At 71.0% G+C, this 16,284-nt stretch carries 13 protein-coding genes; 7 read left to right on the forward strand and 6 right to left on the reverse strand.

The genetic code is table 11. From position 1 onward, the window contains the following. Positions 1 to 11 precede the first annotated feature (11 nt). Positions 12 to 482 carry a hypothetical protein gene (locus tag ABT147_RS17820; protein WP_351406921.1) on the reverse strand — a complete coding sequence of 157 codons (471 nt, stop codon included), beginning with the start codon at positions 480 to 482 and terminating at the stop codon, positions 12 to 14. A 74-nt stretch (positions 483 to 556) separates the two neighbouring features. Continuing rightward, on the reverse strand, positions 557 to 1,903 hold the full coding sequence (locus ABT147_RS17825) for an MFS transporter (protein WP_351406923.1): 1,347 nt from the start codon (positions 1,901 to 1,903) through the stop codon (positions 557 to 559). 703 nt (positions 1,904 to 2,606) lie between these two features. Between ABT147_RS17825 and ABT147_RS17830 the strand changes: the two genes are divergently transcribed. The 5 genes from ABT147_RS17830 (at position 2,607) to ABT147_RS17850 (ending at position 10,147) form a co-directional block, all read left to right on the forward strand. Continuing rightward, positions 2,607 to 3,539 (forward strand): DUF3027 domain-containing protein, encoded by a 933-nt coding sequence (locus ABT147_RS17830; protein ID WP_351406925.1) that lies wholly within the window; start codon positions 2,607 to 2,609, stop codon positions 3,537 to 3,539. A 266-nt stretch (positions 3,540 to 3,805) separates the two neighbouring features. After that, positions 3,806 to 6,949, forward strand: a complete 3,144-nt coding sequence (locus ABT147_RS17835; protein ID WP_351406927.1) for a sacsin N-terminal ATP-binding-like domain-containing protein — start codon at positions 3,806 to 3,808, stop codon at positions 6,947 to 6,949. 261 nt (positions 6,950 to 7,210) lie between these two features. Next, complete coding sequence (locus ABT147_RS17840; protein WP_351406929.1) at positions 7,211 to 7,999, forward strand: DUF5707 domain-containing protein; 789 nt, start codon at positions 7,211 to 7,213, stop codon at positions 7,997 to 7,999. A gap of 182 nt (positions 8,000 to 8,181) precedes the next feature. Next, on the forward strand, positions 8,182 to 9,078 hold the full coding sequence (locus ABT147_RS17845; protein WP_351406931.1) for a hypothetical protein: 897 nt from the start codon (positions 8,182 to 8,184) through the stop codon (positions 9,076 to 9,078). A gap of 220 nt (positions 9,079 to 9,298) precedes the next feature. Continuing rightward, entirely contained in the window at positions 9,299 to 10,147 is an 849-nt protein-coding gene (locus ABT147_RS17850; RefSeq protein WP_351406933.1) for a hypothetical protein, read from the forward strand. Positions 10,148 to 10,185: 38 nt separating this feature from the next. Here the strand turns inward: ABT147_RS17850 and ABT147_RS17855 are convergent, their stop codons facing one another. The 3 genes from ABT147_RS17855 to ABT147_RS17865 all read right to left on the reverse strand — a co-directional run bounded on the left by ABT147_RS17855 (position 10,186) and on the right by ABT147_RS17865 (position 13,752). Continuing rightward, positions 10,186 to 10,740, reverse strand: a complete 555-nt coding sequence (locus ABT147_RS17855) for a hypothetical protein (protein WP_351406935.1) — start codon at positions 10,738 to 10,740, stop codon at positions 10,186 to 10,188. 170 nt (positions 10,741 to 10,910) lie between these two features. Then, complete coding sequence (locus ABT147_RS17860; protein ID WP_351406937.1) at positions 10,911 to 13,319, reverse strand: HAD-IC family P-type ATPase; 2,409 nt, start codon at positions 13,317 to 13,319, stop codon at positions 10,911 to 10,913. A 139-nt stretch (positions 13,320 to 13,458) separates the two neighbouring features. Beyond that, positions 13,459 to 13,752, reverse strand: coding sequence for a DUF2530 domain-containing protein (locus ABT147_RS17865; protein WP_351406939.1), 294 nt, complete (start codon positions 13,750 to 13,752; stop codon positions 13,459 to 13,461). Between the two features lie 157 nt (positions 13,753 to 13,909). On the opposite strand from ABT147_RS17865, the gene ABT147_RS17870 reads away from it, so the two are divergent. Further along, entirely contained in the window at positions 13,910 to 15,316 is a 1,407-nt protein-coding gene (locus ABT147_RS17870) for an NCS2 family permease (RefSeq protein ID WP_351406941.1), read from the forward strand. Positions 15,317 to 15,350: 34 nt separating this feature from the next. Here ABT147_RS17870 and ABT147_RS17875 read toward each other — a convergent pair whose 3' ends face one another. After that, positions 15,351 to 15,572: a ribbon-helix-helix protein, CopG family gene (locus ABT147_RS17875; protein WP_502983101.1), complete on the reverse strand. Its 222-nt coding sequence runs from the start codon at positions 15,570 to 15,572 to the stop codon at positions 15,351 to 15,353. Between the two features lie 126 nt (positions 15,573 to 15,698). On the opposite strand from ABT147_RS17875, the gene ABT147_RS17880 reads away from it, so the two are divergent. Then, a complete protein-coding gene (locus ABT147_RS17880; protein ID WP_351406945.1) occupies positions 15,699 to 16,136 on the forward strand; it encodes a MarR family winged helix-turn-helix transcriptional regulator in 438 nt (145 codons plus the stop codon). Positions 16,137 to 16,284: the final 148 nt, after the last annotated feature.

Consider the following 16,284-nt stretch of genomic DNA (forward strand, 5'->3'; position numbering starts at 1 on the left):
GCGGCCGGGGATCAGGCGTCCGGGTTCTTCAGCTCGAAGTTCCACACGCCCTTGATCTCCGACCCCGCCTCGTTCTGCTCGACGATGCTGATCGTCAGCGACTTCTGTTTGGGCTGACCGGGCTGGGCGGCGAAGAGGCCGGGGTTCTCGAAGGACTTGTACGTCTTCGTGAACGTCTCGTTGAGGGCCGGCTGTCCGTCGATCCACAGGGTCCAGCCCCTGTCCGCGATCTCCGGGTCGACACCGATGCGCAGGGTCTCGTCGGAGGGCAGCTCGATGGACTTGGAGGGCTTCTCCTTCGCGCACTCCGCGGCCCCGGCGGCATCGAGGGTCCGGTAGCACGCGGCCTCGGCGCTGATCGAGTCGGTGCCGATCGTGACGGTCGCCATCGGCGTCGGCTCATCGCAGGCCGACAGGACGAGAAGTCCGGCGGAAACGGCGCCGAGAGTGGCTGCGGCGCGACGGGAACGCGGGAAGGTCATGGGCGAAGGCTATCTGGCGTGCCCGGGGGTGCCCCTACGTGGGGTACGGCGTGCCGGGTCGGCGGGGCCTTCGGTCAGGCCACGCGGGCGCGGGGCGCCCCTCCGTGGCGGGCGGAGGAGAGGAGGCCGCGGACCGTGGTGAGCCAGCCGACGGCGACGATCGCGGCGGCCACGGAGAGGCCGAGGGTGCCGTTGAGGGGGAGAGCGATACCGATGGCGCCGCCGACCACCCAGGACATCTGGAGCAGGGTCTCGGAGCGGGCGAAGGCGGAGGTCCGCACGAGTTCGGGGACGTCGCGCTGGATCAGGGCGTCCAGGCACAGCTTCGACAGGGCCTGCGAGAACCCGGCGACCGCGCCGAGGAACGCGACGAAGAACCAGCCGAAGAAAAGGGCCGCCGTGATCGCCACTCCGAGTTCGACGGCGACGACGGCCACGATGATCATTTCCGGCGACCGCTGCTTCACCCACGCCCCCACGGCGGTGCCCAGCGCGTTGCCCGTACCGGCGGCCACGGCGACCATGCCCAGCGACACGGCGGCGCTCTGGCCGTTCAGCGGGTGGATGCGCAGCAGGAACGCCAGGAAGAAGATCAGGAAGCCGGAGAGACAGCGCAGGGCGGCGTTCGCGACGAGCGCGTGCGTGACCGCCGGGCCGACCGTCCGCAGGCCCGGCCGTTTCAGGGTGCTGCTGCGGTGCGGGCCGTGCAGATGCTCAGGGTCGGCCGCGAGCAGGGCCCGGTCCTCGCCCTTCGCGGAGTCGACCTTCGAGGGGAGCGTGAAGGAGAGGAACGTACCCGCGAGGAAGATCACGAAGGCGCCGTAGAGCGGCCAGCGCGGGCCGAGCGCCTGGAGTCCGGCGCCGATGGGCGCGGCGACGCCGGTGGCGAGCAGACCGCAGAGGGTGACCCGGGAGTTGGCCTTCACCAGGGAGAACCCGAGCGGGAGCAGCCGGGGTACGACCGCGCTGCGGACCACCCCGTACGCCTTCGACGCGACCAGGACGCCCAGGGCGGCGGGGTACAGCTCGATGCCGCCGGTCTCGACGGCGCCGACGAGGATCAGGGCGAGGAAGGCCCTGGCCAGCATGGCGCCTGCCATCGCGGCGCGGCGGCCGTGCGGGAGGCGGTCCAGGAGGGGGCCGACGACGGGGGCGAGGAGGGCGAAGGGGGCGAGGGTGATGGCGAGGTAGAGGGCGACTCGGCCGCGGGCCTCGTCGGTGGGGACGGAGAAGAAGACCGTGGAGGCGAGGGAGACGGTGATCATCACGTCGCCGGCGCCGTTCACACCGTGCAGTTCGATGAGTTTGCCGAGGCCGGATTCGCCGGCGCCGTGTGCGTGGGTGGCCCTGCGGATGCCTCGGGCCGGGCCGGTGACCGGGAGGTGCAGGGCGCGGCCCACCGAGCGGACGGCGCCGGTCACCCGACCCGATCCGCGCGCTCCGCTCCGCTCGGCGCCGGTCACCTCGTCATAGTGCCCCGAAGACGGGGGGTGTAGCGGGTTTACCGCTCGGATGGCTGGTGGGGGTGTGTGTTGGGCGAGGGTGGGTGGGTGGGTGTTGGGGGGTGGGGTGGCTTGGGTGTGTGGGTGGCTGCGGGTGCGTGGGGCTTCTCGCGCAGTTCCCCGCGCCCCTAAAAGCTCCAGGCCCCTGCGGGCCTGAAAGACGACGGTTCTGCGGGGGTGAAAAGCGTGGGGCGTAGCCCCGGGTTTTCAGGGGCGCGGGGAACTGCGCGAGAAGCCCCACCGGACCCGCGGACGCCCGACGACCCCGCCTCCCGAGCTCTCTCGCGGGGCCGGGCCGCAGGCCACGGCGTTTTCCCGCCAACAGCCGACACCGCTTGTCCGGCCCCCGAAGACACCCGCTCCGGCCCAGGCCGAGCGCAGCGGAATCGCGGAACCGTAACGTCGGTGTGGGCGTGGAGCCCGGGAGAAGGTAGCGTGCATAGCGCGCCTGCGGCGGTTGTTCTCGGCCGCGCGCCTCTCGTTCATCCCGCAGAATGGATGACATAGGTGCGCCCGAGTGCGATCGGGCGCGGACGTCGACGCGGCCCACTGGTCCGCTCCGTCCGCACCCCCCGCCGAGGGAGGCGCACTCGTGAGACGGCGTAGGAGAGAAGCGATACCTGTGAGCGCAGCGACAACGCGAAGCCGCACCCCCGACCGCCTGTGTGCCGAGGCCGTCGACCTGGCCCGCTCCGCCGCCGAGGAGGCCGCCGCGCCAGGCGTGGTGGGTGAACACGCGGGGCTCGTCTCCGAGGGCGACCGTGTCGTGACGCACTTCTTCGAGTGCAAGGAGATGGGCTACCGGGGCTGGCGCTGGGCCGTCACCGTCGCCCGGGCCTCACGGGCGAAGTTCGTGACGCTGGACGAGGTCGTCCTGCTGCCCGGCCCCGACGCGCTGCTCGCGCCGGAGTGGGTGCCGTGGAGCGAGCGGCTCCGGCCCGGTGACATGGGCCCTGGCGACCTGCTGCCCACGGACGCCGAGGATCTGCGGCTGGAGCCCGGCTACTCCGGCGAGGACGAGCCGCTGCCGAACTCCCCGGTCTCGCACGACATGGCCGAGCTGGTGGAGGCGGAGGACGCCGAGGTCACCGGTGGGGTGCCGGCGAATCTGCCGTTCGCGCCGACCCGTGGGTCGATCGCCGCGGTCGCCGAGGAACTCGGCATGCGGCGGGCGCGGGTCCTGTCCCGGTACGGGCTGCACACGGCCGCGGACCGGTGGGAGGAGGGGTTCGGGGCGAAGACCGCGATGGCGCAGGCCGCGCCGGCCGCGTGTGTGAGCTGTGGATTCCTTGTGCCGATCGGGGGGTCGCTGGGGCAGGCCTTCGGGGTGTGCGCGAACGAGTTCGCTCCGGCGGACGGGCGGATGGTGTCGCTGACGTACGGGTGTGGCGGGCACTCCGAGGCGGCGGTCATGCCGGCGCCGCCCCGGCCGGCGCCGCCGCGGCTGGACGAGACGCGGGTGGATCCCTTCCCGCTGCGGCCGTCTCCCGACTCCGGGTCGGTGTCCGTGGGGGTGGAGGAGACCGAGGCCGAGGCGGATCTCGGGCATTCGTAAGGCGGGGCGAGGGTTCGCCTCATAGCTCGGGGGTTCGGGTTCGTCGGCGGCCGCGGGCCCGGTGGGGCTTCTCGCGCAGTTCCCCGCGCCCCTTAGGTAACCCGGGCTCACCCCATGCTTTTAAGGGGCGCGGGGAACTGCGCGACCAGCCCCCACCCACCCGCACCCGCCCACGTACCAGCTACCCCCCACCCCCCTGGGCGCCCGGCTCACGCAGCGCAGCGACGCGGTACCTTCGTGCCATCAGGCGACAGGAAGAAGTGACCGTGAGCAAGTTCGTGCGGCCGGCGGCCGAGGGTGCGGACCCGTTCGGGACGGCTCGGCTGCGGCGGGGCGTGCTCGACGCCTGGGCTACCAGCCCGGCCCGGTTCCGTGAGGACGCCAACGCCGAGGAGGACCTCGTCCTCGGCGGCTACCGGGACCGGCTCGTCGTGGAGCTGGCGCAGAACGCCGCCGACGCCGCGGCCCGCGCCAAGGTCCCGGGACGGCTGCGGCTGACCCTCCGGGACGGCGTCCTCGTCGCCGCCAACACCGGCGCCCCCCTGGACGCGGGCGGCGTCGAGTCGCTGTCCACGCTCCGCGCCTCCGCCAAGCGGGACACCCCGGGCGGCCACGACGGCGCGGTCGGCCGCTTCGGCGTCGGTTTCGCCGCCGTGCTCGCCGTCACCGACGAGCCCGCCGTCGTCGGGCGCCACGGCGGTATCCGCTGGTCGCTCGCCGAGGCCCGGCTGCTCGCCGCCGACACCGCCCGGCACAGCCCCGGCCTGGGGGACGAGATCCGCCGCCGGGACGGCCATGTGCCGCTGCTGCGGCTGCCGTTCGCGGCCGAGGGGACCGCCCCGGACACGTACGACACCGTCGTCATCCTGCCGCTGCGCGACACCGCCGCAGCCGATCTCGCCGAGCGGCTGCTGCACGCGGTCGACGACGCGCTGCTCCTCGCCCTGCCCGGCCTCGACGAGGTCGTCATCGAGGTCGGCACCGGTGAGGCGCGGACGCTGCGGCGGCGCGTGGAGGGGGCGTACGTCGTCGTCGAGGACTCCCGGGACGGGGTCACGCGCTGGCGTACGGCCGCCGAACACGGGACGGTCGAGGGCGCGTTGCTCGCCGACCGGCCCGTCGAGGAGCGGCTGCGGCCGTACTGGTCCGTCACCTGGGCCGTACCGACCGGGCCCGACGGGGAGCCGGTCCGGCCGCGTACCAGCGCCGTCGTGCACGCGCCCACCCCCAGCGACGAGGCCCTCGGCGTGCCCGCGCTGCTCATCGCCTCCTTCCCCCTGGACACGACCCGTCGGCACGCCGCGCCCGGGCCGCTCACCGACTTCCTCGTGCAACGCGCGGCGGACGCGTACGCGGGGCTGCTCGCCGACTGGGAGCCGGTGTGCGAGGGGATCATCGACCTCGTGCCCGGCCCGCTGGGCAAGGGCGAGCTGGACGGCGCCCTGCGCCAGGCGATCCTGGAGCGGCTGCCGCGGACGGCGTTCCTGCCGCGCGCGGTGACCCCCGAACCCGACGACGAGCTGGACGAGATGCCAGCCGCCCTCCGCCCCCGGGACGCCGAGGTCGTCGAAGGGGCGGGCGCCGACACCGTACGGGTCCTCGCCGATGTGCTCCCCAGTCTGCTGCCCGCCGGGCTCGAACGGCGCGCCGAGCTGCGTACGTTGGGTGTCGCGCGCCTGCCGCTGGGCGAGGTGATCGACCGGCTCGCCGGGCTGGAGAAGGCGCCCGACTGGTGGCGGCGGCTCTACGACAGCCTCGCCGGCGTCGACCCGGACCGCTTGTCCGGCCTCCCGGTCCCGCTCGCGGACGGGCGGACGACCATCGGCCCCCGGCAGGTGCTCCTGCCGACCCCCGACGGGCCGCAGACGGCCCCCGAGACACTGGCCCGTCTCGGCCTGAAGGTCGCGCACCCGGACGCCGCGCACCCGCTCCTGGAGAAACTGGGCGCCCTGCCCGCGACCCCGCGCGCCGTGCTCACCACCCCGCAGGTGCGGGCCGCCGTCGCCGCGTCCCTGGACGACGAGGGCGGCGTCTGGGACGAGGAGGACGGACGGCCGGACGCCGACGAACTGGCCGACCTCGTCCTCGCCCTGGTCCGCGACGCGGCCCTCGACCCCGGCGACGAACCCTGGCTCGGCGCCCTCGCCCTGCCCGACGAGGACGGCGAACTGGCGCCCGCCGGTGAACTCGTCCTCCCCGGCAGCCCCTTCGCCCGGGTCATCCGCGAGGACGAACTCGCCTTCGTGGACGCCGAACTGGCCGACCGCTGGGGCGAACGGCCCCTGGCCGCCTGTGGAGTCCTGGCCGACTTCGCCCTCGTACGCGCCACCGACGTCGTCCTCGACCCGGATGAACTGGAGCCGCGTGACGGGGACTTCGCCGAACCCGACGACCCGGGGCTGCTCGACGCGGTGGACGTGTGGTCCGAGGACATCCTCGACCGTTTCCCGGACAGCCCCGTGCCGCCCGTGGCGACGGAGATCGTGGCCGTGCGCGACCTGGACCTCGTCGACGAGGACCGCTGGCCGGAGGCGCTCGCCCTGCTCGCGAAGCCGCCGCTGCGCGACGCCCTCGTCCAGCCGGTGCGCGTGCTGCTCCCGGACGGCACGCACGAGGTCGTACGCCCCTACACGGCCTGGTGGCTGCGCGGGCACCCCGTCCTCGACGGCCGCCGCCCGGCGGGCCTCCTCGCGGCCGGCGGCGACCCGTTGCTGCGGGGTCTGTACGACGAGGCCGACGCCACCGGCTTCGACGACGAGCAGGTCCTGCGGGCGCTGGGCGTGCGCACCTCGGTGGCCGCGCTCCTCGACGAACCGGGCGGCGCCGCCGAGCTGCTGGACCGCCTGGCCGACCCGGACCTTCCCGTGGCCGCCGCCCAACTACACGGCCTGTACAGCGCGTTGGCCGACCTCGACCCCGAACAGGTGACCCTGCCGGACGAGGTGCGGGCGGTGGTGGACGGTGAGGTGACCGTCGTGGACGCGGCCGACGCCGTGGTCGTCGACTCGCCCGACCTGCTGCCCTTCACCTCTGGGGTGCCCCTGCTCCCCGTACGGCCGGCACGCGCCGCCGAGCTGGCCGAACTGTTCCAGGTGCGGCGGCTCAGCGAGTCGGTCACCGGGGACGTGGACTCCGAGGGCACGGAACACGACGTGCCGGAGTCGGTGCGGGTCCTGCTCGGCCCGGCCACCCCCGCCTCGTACTTCGAGCACGAGGAGCTCGTCGTCGACGGTGTCGAGCTGGACTGGCGCCGTACCCGGGACGGCGTCCTGCACGCCGCCACGCTGGAGGGGGTCGCCGCCGGGCTGGCCTGGGCGGCGGGTCAGTGGCCGCGCCGCTTCGAGGTGGCCGCGCTGCTCGAAGACCCGTCCAGGACGGCGGAGCTGGCGCGGGACCGCTGGTTCGACTGAGCGCCGCCGTGGGTTGCGCGCGAGGTCACTGTGATCTGGGCAACATCTTCACGGGAAGCGCAAAACTCGTACAACCATTCGCCCCCCTCGTGGATCTGATCCCCCGAGCCGACGGCTTTCTCAGGAGTCACAGAAGTCGCGGGAGTCACTCGACTCTCCGGGACTTCTGGAAGGACTCTTGGAAGCCGGCCGGCTCATCGGATCTGAACCGGGTCCCGCGCGACCGATCGTCCGCGAGATCCCTTCCACGTGGGGAATGCATTGAACAAGCGTGCCATCGTGGGTGCCGTCATCGGTTCCCTGGCCCTGACCGCTTTCGTCGCCCCGGCCGCGCAGGCCGCTCCGACCGCCGGGGACACGAAGATCTCCAACGTCGTGGTCAACGGCGGTAAGGCCGTCGTCGTCGGCTCCGGCAAGAAGACCTTCACGGTCTCCTTCACCGCCTCGGACGACTCGGGCGTCAGCCTCAAGGACGTCACCGTGGTCCTGTACCACGGCGCGAGCCTGGAGACCGCCGACAGCGGCGCCGTGGCCAACGGCAACGACGACAGCCTCGCCACCTGCAAGAAGGTGAACGCGACGACGGCGTCCTGCAAGGCGAGCTTCACCGTCGAGACGCAGCAGAACCTGATCAACTCCGTGGCCGGCACCTGGAAGGTCTGGGCGCTCGCCGCGGCCAACGACGCCGACTTCGTCAAGAAGGACCCGGCGAAGACCTTCAAGATCCAGCGCCAGACCAAGCTCACGGGCGCCAACGCCTCTCCGGAGCCGGTCAAGAAGGGCAAGACCATCACGGTCACGAGCAAGCTGACCCGTGCCAACTGGGACACCGAGAAGTTCCCGGCGTACGGCAGCCAGTCCGTGAAGCTGCAGTTCAAGAAGAAGGGCACGTCCACCTACAAGGACGTCAAGACGGTCAAGTCGTCCTCCACGGGCGCCCTGAAGACCACCGTCAAGGCGTCCGCCGACGGTTCCTACCGCTACGTCTTCGCGGGCAGCTCGGGCACGGCGGCCGTGACCTCGGCGGCCGACGCCATCGACGTGAAGTAAGCGGCGAGCCCCAGGGCTCACCCCTCCCGGCCGGCATCGCGCCGCGACGGGAAGCAGGGGGACGCGCCGGTTCACCCCGGCGCGTCCCCCTGCCGCACAGATCACGCGGGTCGACGGACCCGCGACAACCCCGGGCCCATGTGAGGACGACCATCGGGCCCCACTCACCAACGGGGGAACGCATGCGTATCCGAGCCACCGTGGTCGCCGTCTCCGGCGCCCTCGCTCTCTCCGCCTTCGCCGTCCCGGCCGCCCAGGCCGACGACCGGGCGTGGGTCCCCTCCGCCGGTGCCGAGCGGTCCGCGTTCGGCGCGGCCACCACCGCCGACGCGACCGTCGGAGACCTCGATGTCTCCTTCTCCGCGATGAAGGTGAACGGCGGCAAGCCGATCGTCGTCGGCGCCAAGAAGCACCGTTCGGTCTCCGTCACCTACAAGCTCACGCACGGCGCGGACGTCGACATCACGGCCAAGGACTTCGCCCACGGGCCCTTCCTGTACCTGAAGTCGATGCCCACCTCCGTGGTGGACGTCTTCGAGGACCCGGTGCTCTTCGGCGACAAGGCGGCGTCCTGCACGGCCACCTCCGCGACCACCGCCACCTGCAAGGCGCTCATCGACATCAGGCCGGAGGACGGCGACCTCGCCAACTCCTACGCCAAGACCTGGAAGGTGGGCGGCCTCGCCTTCAAGGGCGACGAGGTGAACGGACTGCTGGGCGAGACCTGGCAGGGCAAGCTCGGCACCGCCAAGCTCCAGCGCGAGACGAAGCTCGCCGGCGCCAACGCGACCCCCGAGCCGGTCAAGAAGGGCAAGACCCTCACGGTCACCAGCAAGCTGACCCGCGCCAACTGGGACACCAACAAGACCCCGGCGTACGGCGGCCAGCCCGTGAAGCTGCAGTTCAAGAAGAAGGGCACGTCCACCTACAAGGACGTCAAGACGGTCAAGTCGTCCTCCACGGGCGCCCTGAAGACCACCGTCAAGGCGACCGTCGACGGCACGTACCGCTATGTCTTCGCGGGCAGCGCCGGCACGGCCGCCGTGACGTCGGCGGCCGACGCCGTCGACGTGAAGTAGGCACGCGGCAAGCGGTAAGAGGTGTGGGCGTCGGCTCCGGGATCCCCGGGGCCGGCGCCCTTTCCGTCGTTCCGTCGATCCGTCCTTCTGTCTTTCCGTAAGGCGGGATTCGGACTTTCGTAAGAGGTGGGCGAAAGAATCCGGTAAGTGCGGGGAACGCGTGTTCTGATCATCCGGGCCGACTGGCCCCACGATCACTCTTTCTCCACCTGGGGAACATATGCGCACTAGAGCCACCGCGGCCGCCGTCCTCGGCGCCCTGGCCTTCTCCGCCCTCGCCGTGCCGTCCGCGCAGGCCGCCGGTTCGGCCGCGACGAGCGGTCAGCCGTACACGCTGAACGTCGGCTTCTCGAACTTCAAGGTCGCCAAGTCCGTCAAGGTCGGTGTCGGCGGCACCGTCAGCACCCCGGTGTCGTTCACGCTGACGCACGGTTCCGGCGTCGACGTCACCGCGAAGGACTTCTTCGCCGAGCCCTTCCTCTACCACGGCACCTTCGGCGACGACGCCACCCCGCAGCTCTTCGGCGACGACTTCGCCACCTGCAAGGTCGTGACGTCGACGACGGCGAGCTGCACGGGCACCATCGACATCCGGCCCGGCGACGGCGACCTGCTCAACTCGCAGGCCGGGACCTGGAAGGCGGGCGCCGACGCCATCGCGTTCAACGGCCAGGACCCCACGAGCGACAACCTCGACTACAGCAAGATCGGCTACAAGGAGCAGGGCGGACTGGCCTCCACCCTCGTCCAGCGGATCGCGAAGCTGACCGTCAACGCCGGGCCGGAGCCGGTCACCAAGGGCAAGACCGTCACCGCGACCGGCAAGCTCACCCGCGCGGACTGGCAGAGCCACACCTACAAGGCCTTCGCCAAGCAGCCGGTGAAGCTGCAGTTCCGCAAGGCGGGCACCAGCACGTACACCACGGTCAGGACGGTCTACTCGGACGCCTCCGGCAATGTGAGGGCCACCGGCACCGCCACGTACGACGGCTACTGGCGCTTCAGCTACGCGGGCGTGACGACGACGGCACCGGTCAGCGCCACGGGTGACTACGTCGACGTGAGGTAGCGCCCGCAGCGGTGACGTGAGCAGGGCGGGCCGTGCTGTCAGAGGCTCGGGAAGAGCAGGGCGAAGAAGAGCCTCAGCAGCACGGCCCAGAAAAGCGCCGCCGCCAGCGACACGAGCAGCGAACTGCGCCACTTCAGCACCAGGAACGGGAAGAGCACCAGGGCCGCCCAGTGCCCGGCCACGTCGAGGGAGACACGGGCGGCTTCGCCGAGGGTCCTCGCACGGCCGCCCGAGATGTAGCGCAGCAGCCGCTGGGAGGCGAAGCCGTACAGGCCGAAGACGATCGGGAAGAACCACAGCGGTGTGATCGAGACCAGCTCGGTCTCCGAGAACTCGTCGAACAGGACCAGATAGACGAGACCGGCGCTCAGGAGGCCGCCGATCAGCGCGGTCACATAGAGGGTGGTCAGGGCGGGCGGCTCGACGGCGCCGGCCGGCACGGGGACCGCCGAGGCGTACGGGACGTCGGGCGACGGGACCCGGACCACCTGGTGGCAGTGCGGGCAACGGACGTCCTGCCCGACCCGGTCGGCCGGAGCCGAGATCACATGTCCGCACGGAGCGTGGAATTCCACCCGCGGATCCGGGTTCATGGGCTGTCTCCCCTTTCCTGTCCCGCCTCCCGGTGCGCTCGTCGCGGGTGACGCGACGGCACGGCCTCGACGAGGTCGGTCAGAGGCGAGGACGCCGGCCGGGCGCGTCCGGTTTCCGACGCGGGCCGTACGTTCTACATGGGCCGTACGTCCTTCGCGGGCCCCGCGTTCTACGCGGGGAAGCGGCGGTCCACCCACCTCCACAGGAACTCCAGGGCAGCCGAGGCCCCGGCCGCGATGGCGACCGCGATCCACGGCATCGTCGTACCCACCAGGCGCAGGGCGAAGAAGTCCTGGAGCCAGGGCACGACGAGGACCACCAGGAAGCCGGTGCCCATCGCGGCGACCAGGCCCAGACGCCACCAGGTGTACGGGCGGGCGATGATGGCCAGCACCCACATGGAGATCAGGAAGAGGGTGAGGGTGGCGACGCTGGTCTCCGCCTCCAACGCGCCCTCGCCCGCGTAGTGGTGACGGGCGATCAGATACGTGGCGAAGGTGGCCAGGGCCGCCAGGACCCCGCCGGGGATCGCGTACCGCATGACCCGTCGGACGAAGTGGGGTTTCGCCCGCTCTTTGTTGGGGGCCAGGGCGAGGAAGAACGCCGGGACGCCGATCGTCAGGGTCGAGAGCAGCGTCAGATGGCGGGGGAGGAAGGGGTACTCCACCTGCCAGCAGACCACCAGGACGGCCAGGAGCACCGAGTAGACCGTCTTGACGAGGAAGAGGGTCGCCACGCGCGTGATGTTGCCGATCACCCGGCGGCCCTCCGCGACCACCGACGGCAGTGTCGCGAAGCTGTTGTTGAGGAGGACGATCTGGGCGACGGCGCGCGTGGCCTCGGAGCCCGAGCCCATCGCCACACCGATGTCGGCGTCCTTGAGGGCCAGGACGTCGTTCACACCGTCGCCCGTCATCGCGACCGTGTGCCCGTGGGACTGGAGCGCGCCGACCATGTCCCGCTTCTGCTGCGGGGTCACGCGGCCGAAGACGGTGCCGGAGTCCAGGGCCTCGGCCATCCCGTCGCGTTCTGCGGGGAGCCGGCGGGCGTCGACGACCTCGCCGGTCAGGCCCAGCTTTCCGGCCACCGCGCCGACCGACACCGCGTTGTCGCCGGAGATGACCTTCGCCCGTACGTCCTGCTCCTCGAAGTAGCGCAGGGTGTCGGCGGCGTCGGGGCGCAGCCGCTGTTCGAGGACGACGAGGGCGGTGGGGTGGGCGTCCCGGGCGACCTCCGGGTCGTCCAGCTCCCGGGTCACACGGGCCAGCAGCAGCACCCGTAGTCCCTGTTCGTTCAGCTGTTCGGTCTCGGTGAGGGCCGGGTCGTCCTCGGGGAGCAGGACGTCGGGGGCGCCGAGCAGCCAGGTGCTGGACTCGCCGCCGCCCTCGCCGAAGGACGCGCCGCTGTACTTGCGGGCCGAGGAGAAGGGCAGCGACTCGGTGCAGCGCCAGTCCTCGCTGTCCGGGTAGGCGTCGATGACGGCCTGGAGGGAGGCGTTGGGGCGGGGGTCCGATTCGCCGAGGGCGCCGAGGACCTTGCGTACGTACGACTCGTCCGTCCCGTTGAGGGGGCGCAGCTCGGTGACGTCCATGCCGCCCTCGGTGAGGGTGCCGGTCTTGTCGAGGCAGACGGTGTCGACGCGGGCGAGGCCCTCGATGGCCGGGAGCTCCTGCACCAGGCACTGCTTGCGGCCGAGGCGGATCACCCCGATGGCGAAGGCGACGGAGGTGAGCAGGACGAGGCCCTCGGGGACCATCGGGACGATGCCGCCGACCGTGCGGGCGACGGAGTCCTTGAAGTCGTTCTCCTTGACGATCAGCTGGCTGATGATCAGGCCGATCGCGGTCGGGACCATCATCCAGGTGACGTACTTGAGGATGGTGGAGATACCGGAGCGGAGTTCCGAGTGGACGAGCGTGAAGCGGCTCGCCTCCTCCGCCAGCTGCGCCGCGTAGGCCTCCCGGCCCACCTTCGTCGCGGTGAAAGCGCCGCCGCCCGCGACCACGAAACTGCCCGACATCACCTGGTCACCGGGTTGTTTGACGACCGGGTCGGCCTCGCCGGTGAGCAGCGACTCGTCGATCTCCAGGCCGTCGGTCTCGACGCACTCGCCGTCGACGACGATCTTGTCGCCCGGTCCGATCTCGATCAGATCCCCGAGGACGATGTCGGAGGTGCCGACCGGCGCGGCGACCCCGTCCCTGCGGACCGTCGGTTTCGCCTCGCCGATCACCGCGAGGGAGTCGAGGGTCTTCTTCGCGCGCCACTCCTGGATGATGCCGATGCCGGTGTTCGCGAGGATGACGTAACCGAACAGGCTGTCCTGGAACGGCGCCACGAACAGCATGATCAGCCAGAGCACGCCGATGATCGCGTTGAACCGGGTGAAGACGTTCGCGCGGACGATCTCCACCATGGAGCGGCTGCTCCGCACGGGTACGTCGTTCACCTCGCCGCGGGTCACCCGCTCGGCCACCTCGGCGGCCGTCAGCCCACGCGCCCGCCCCGGGTGGGCCGGTGCCGGGGCGGTGGTGGGGTGCACAGGGTCGAGGTCGGTACCCGCGTCGATGTGCGTCATGCATTCGACGGTACGTGCGGATTTGGGGGTTCACCCGCCGAGTGCGGGAAAGATCCGACCACAGGAGGACGGGGGAGGGGCGATGTGATGCCGTGGTCGTACACGACCCTCCGGATCGGCCGGCCCCGGCGGAGGGTGCCTACTCGACCGGCGTCACATCGGCCGCCCCGGACTCGGCGGCAGCCGCACGTGCCGCGTCCCGTTTGATCGCCGCGTCGCGTCTGCGGACGTAGTAGATGCCGATGAACCCGAGCCCGCCGCCCGCCAGGCAGGTCCACACCCACCAGGTGTGCCCGTGGTCCTCGAACCAGCCGTAGAAGGGGAGCTGGACGACGAAGAGGACGAGCCACAGGATCGTGCCGCCGATGATGGTCGGCACGATCGGGCCCTCCAGGGGCTCCGGTGCCTCGTGCTTGGGGATCCACTTCGCCATGGGGCACAGCTTACGAGGCGCGCGGGTCTACGCGCGGAGATGGCCTTCCGCGCAATGTATGTTCATACTGAAACGGTTTCTGATTGGCTACTTCTGTTCGTAGAAAACTCCAATGGTGCGAGGGCGTTCGCTCTGTCCGTTGGGGATGAGGTCTCGTATGTCCCCGCAGGGCTCCCTCGACCGCTACTTCCGGATCACGGAGCGCGGCAGCACGCTGTCGCGCGAGATCCGGGGCGGTTTCGCCACCTTCTTCGCGATGGCGTACATCATCGTGCTGAACCCGATCATCCTGAGCAGCGCGAAGGACATGTACGGGCATCAGCTGGACTACGGCCAGCTGGTCACCGCGACCGCGATCACCGCCGCGTTCACCACGCTCCTGATGGGTGTCATCGGCAATGTGCCGATCGCGCTGGCGGCGGGCCTCGGGGTGAACACGGTCGTCGCCCTCCAGCTCGCGCCGCGTATGTCGTGGCCGGACGCGATGGGCATGGTCGTGCTGGCCGGTTTCATCGTGATGCTGCTGGTGGCGACGGGGCTGCGGGAGCGCGTCATGAACGCCGTGCCGCTGAGCCTGCGCAAGGGCATCTCCATCGGTATCGGTCTGTTCATCATGCTGATCGGGCTGGTGGACTCCGGTTTCGTCACCCGTATCCCGGACGCCGCGCACACGACCGTGCCGCTGCAACTGGGCGCGACCGGGCATCTGAACGGCTGGCCGGTGCTCGTCTTCGTGCTCGGCGCGCTGCTGACGCTCGCGCTGATCGTGCGCAAGGTGCCGGGCGCGATCCTGATCTCGATCGTCGCGATGACGCTGCTCGCGGTGATCGTCGAGGCCGTGGCCAAGCTGCCCGCCGGTTCCTGGGGCCTGACGACGCCGAAGTGGCCCGGCAACCCGGTCGCGACCCCCGACTTCGGGCTGATCGGAGAGGTCAGCCTGTTCGGCGGCTTCGCGAAGGTCGGGGTGCTGACCGGTGTCCTCTTCGTCTTCACGGTCCTGCTGTCGTGCTTCTTCGACGCGATGGGCACGATCATGGGCGTCGGCGACGAGGCCAGGCTGACCGACGCGGACGGTCAGCTGCCGGGCATCAACAAGGTGCTGTTCGTCGACGGCATCGCGGTCGCGGCCGGTGGTGCCAGCTCCTCGTCCGCCACGACCTGTTTCGTGGAGTCGACGGCGGGGGTGGGCGAGGGGGCGCGCACCGGCTTCGCGAACGTCGTCACCGGGGCCCTCTTCGGTCTCGCGCTGTTCCTCACGCCGGTCGCCACGATGGTCCCCTCCCAGGCGGCCACCCCGGCGCTGCTCGCGGTCGGGTTCCTGATCCTCGCGAACTCCGTCCGCGAGATCGACTGGGCCGACTACACGATCGCGATCCCGGCCTTCGTGACGATGGTGATGATGCCGTTCACCTACTCGATCACCAACGGCATCGGCATGGGCTTCATCACCTTCGTCGTCCTGCGCCTGGCGGCGGGCCGTGGGCGTGAGGTTCCGGTCGCGATGTACGTGGTGGCGGCGGTCTTCGGCTTCTACTACCTGATGCCGGCCCTGGGGCTGACGTGAGCGGGGCCCGGGTTCCTTCCGGCGCCCGGGTCGCTCACGTCACCCCGTAGAACTTCTCCGTCTCGTCGACGGCGGTCTGGAACCGCTCGTCGAAGTCGTCCCGAATGAGCGTCCCGATCACATAGTCCTGGACGCTCATTCCCCTTTTCGCCGCGTGGGTCCGGAGCCGGTCGAGCAGCTCCTCGTCTATCCGCAGGCTGAGCACAGTGGTCCCCATGTGTACGAGGGTCAGGTGTGCTCCGCTCTGTCGTGTCATGTTCTGCGTACTAGTCACTCATATGAGTGATCTGGGGGCCGGAACGGGCGTGAGTGGCGGGGCTCACGGGCACGGCTGTGGAGTTCCGGTGGTCTTTAGCTAGGGTAATGAGTTACGCTAAAGAACATGCCTGACCTGAACCATGGCGACGACGAGGCCGCTGTGAACGCCCTCCGTTCCGCCGTGATGCGCCTGTCCCGTCGGCTCAAGCACCAGCGGGTCGACGAGTCGCTGAGCCCGACCGAGATGTCGGTGCTCGGCACACTCGCCCGCTGCGGCACGGCCACCCCCGGTGAACTGGCCCGCAAGGAGCATGTGCAGCCGCCCTCGATGACCCGCATCGTCGCCCTGCTGGAGAGCAAGGGGCTGGTGAAGCTGGAGCCGCACCCCGACGACCGGCGGCAGAAGGTGGTCACCCAGACCGAGCGGGCCGAGGCGATGCTCGAGGAGAGCCGCCGCAAGCGCAACGCGTTCCTCGCGTCCCTGGTCGAGGGCCTCGACGAGGAGGAGTGGGCCGCGCTCCGGACGGCCGCGCCGGTGCTGGAGAGGCTCGCGCATCTCTGACCCGGCGCCCGGCCGCCGTGTGCGCCTCGGCTGTGGGGACACGCCCGATCGGCCGCCGGTACGCCCCTGCCGACAGCCCGTGCGCCGCCAGGGGGCGGGCATGGGCCGACCCGAAAACCAGCAGACAGAACAGGAGCGGTGAGGCTTA

It is taken from the genome of Streptomyces sp. NPDC001868 (genome assembly GCF_040297125.1).
GTDB lineage: Bacteria > Actinomycetota > Actinomycetes > Streptomycetales > Streptomycetaceae > Streptomyces.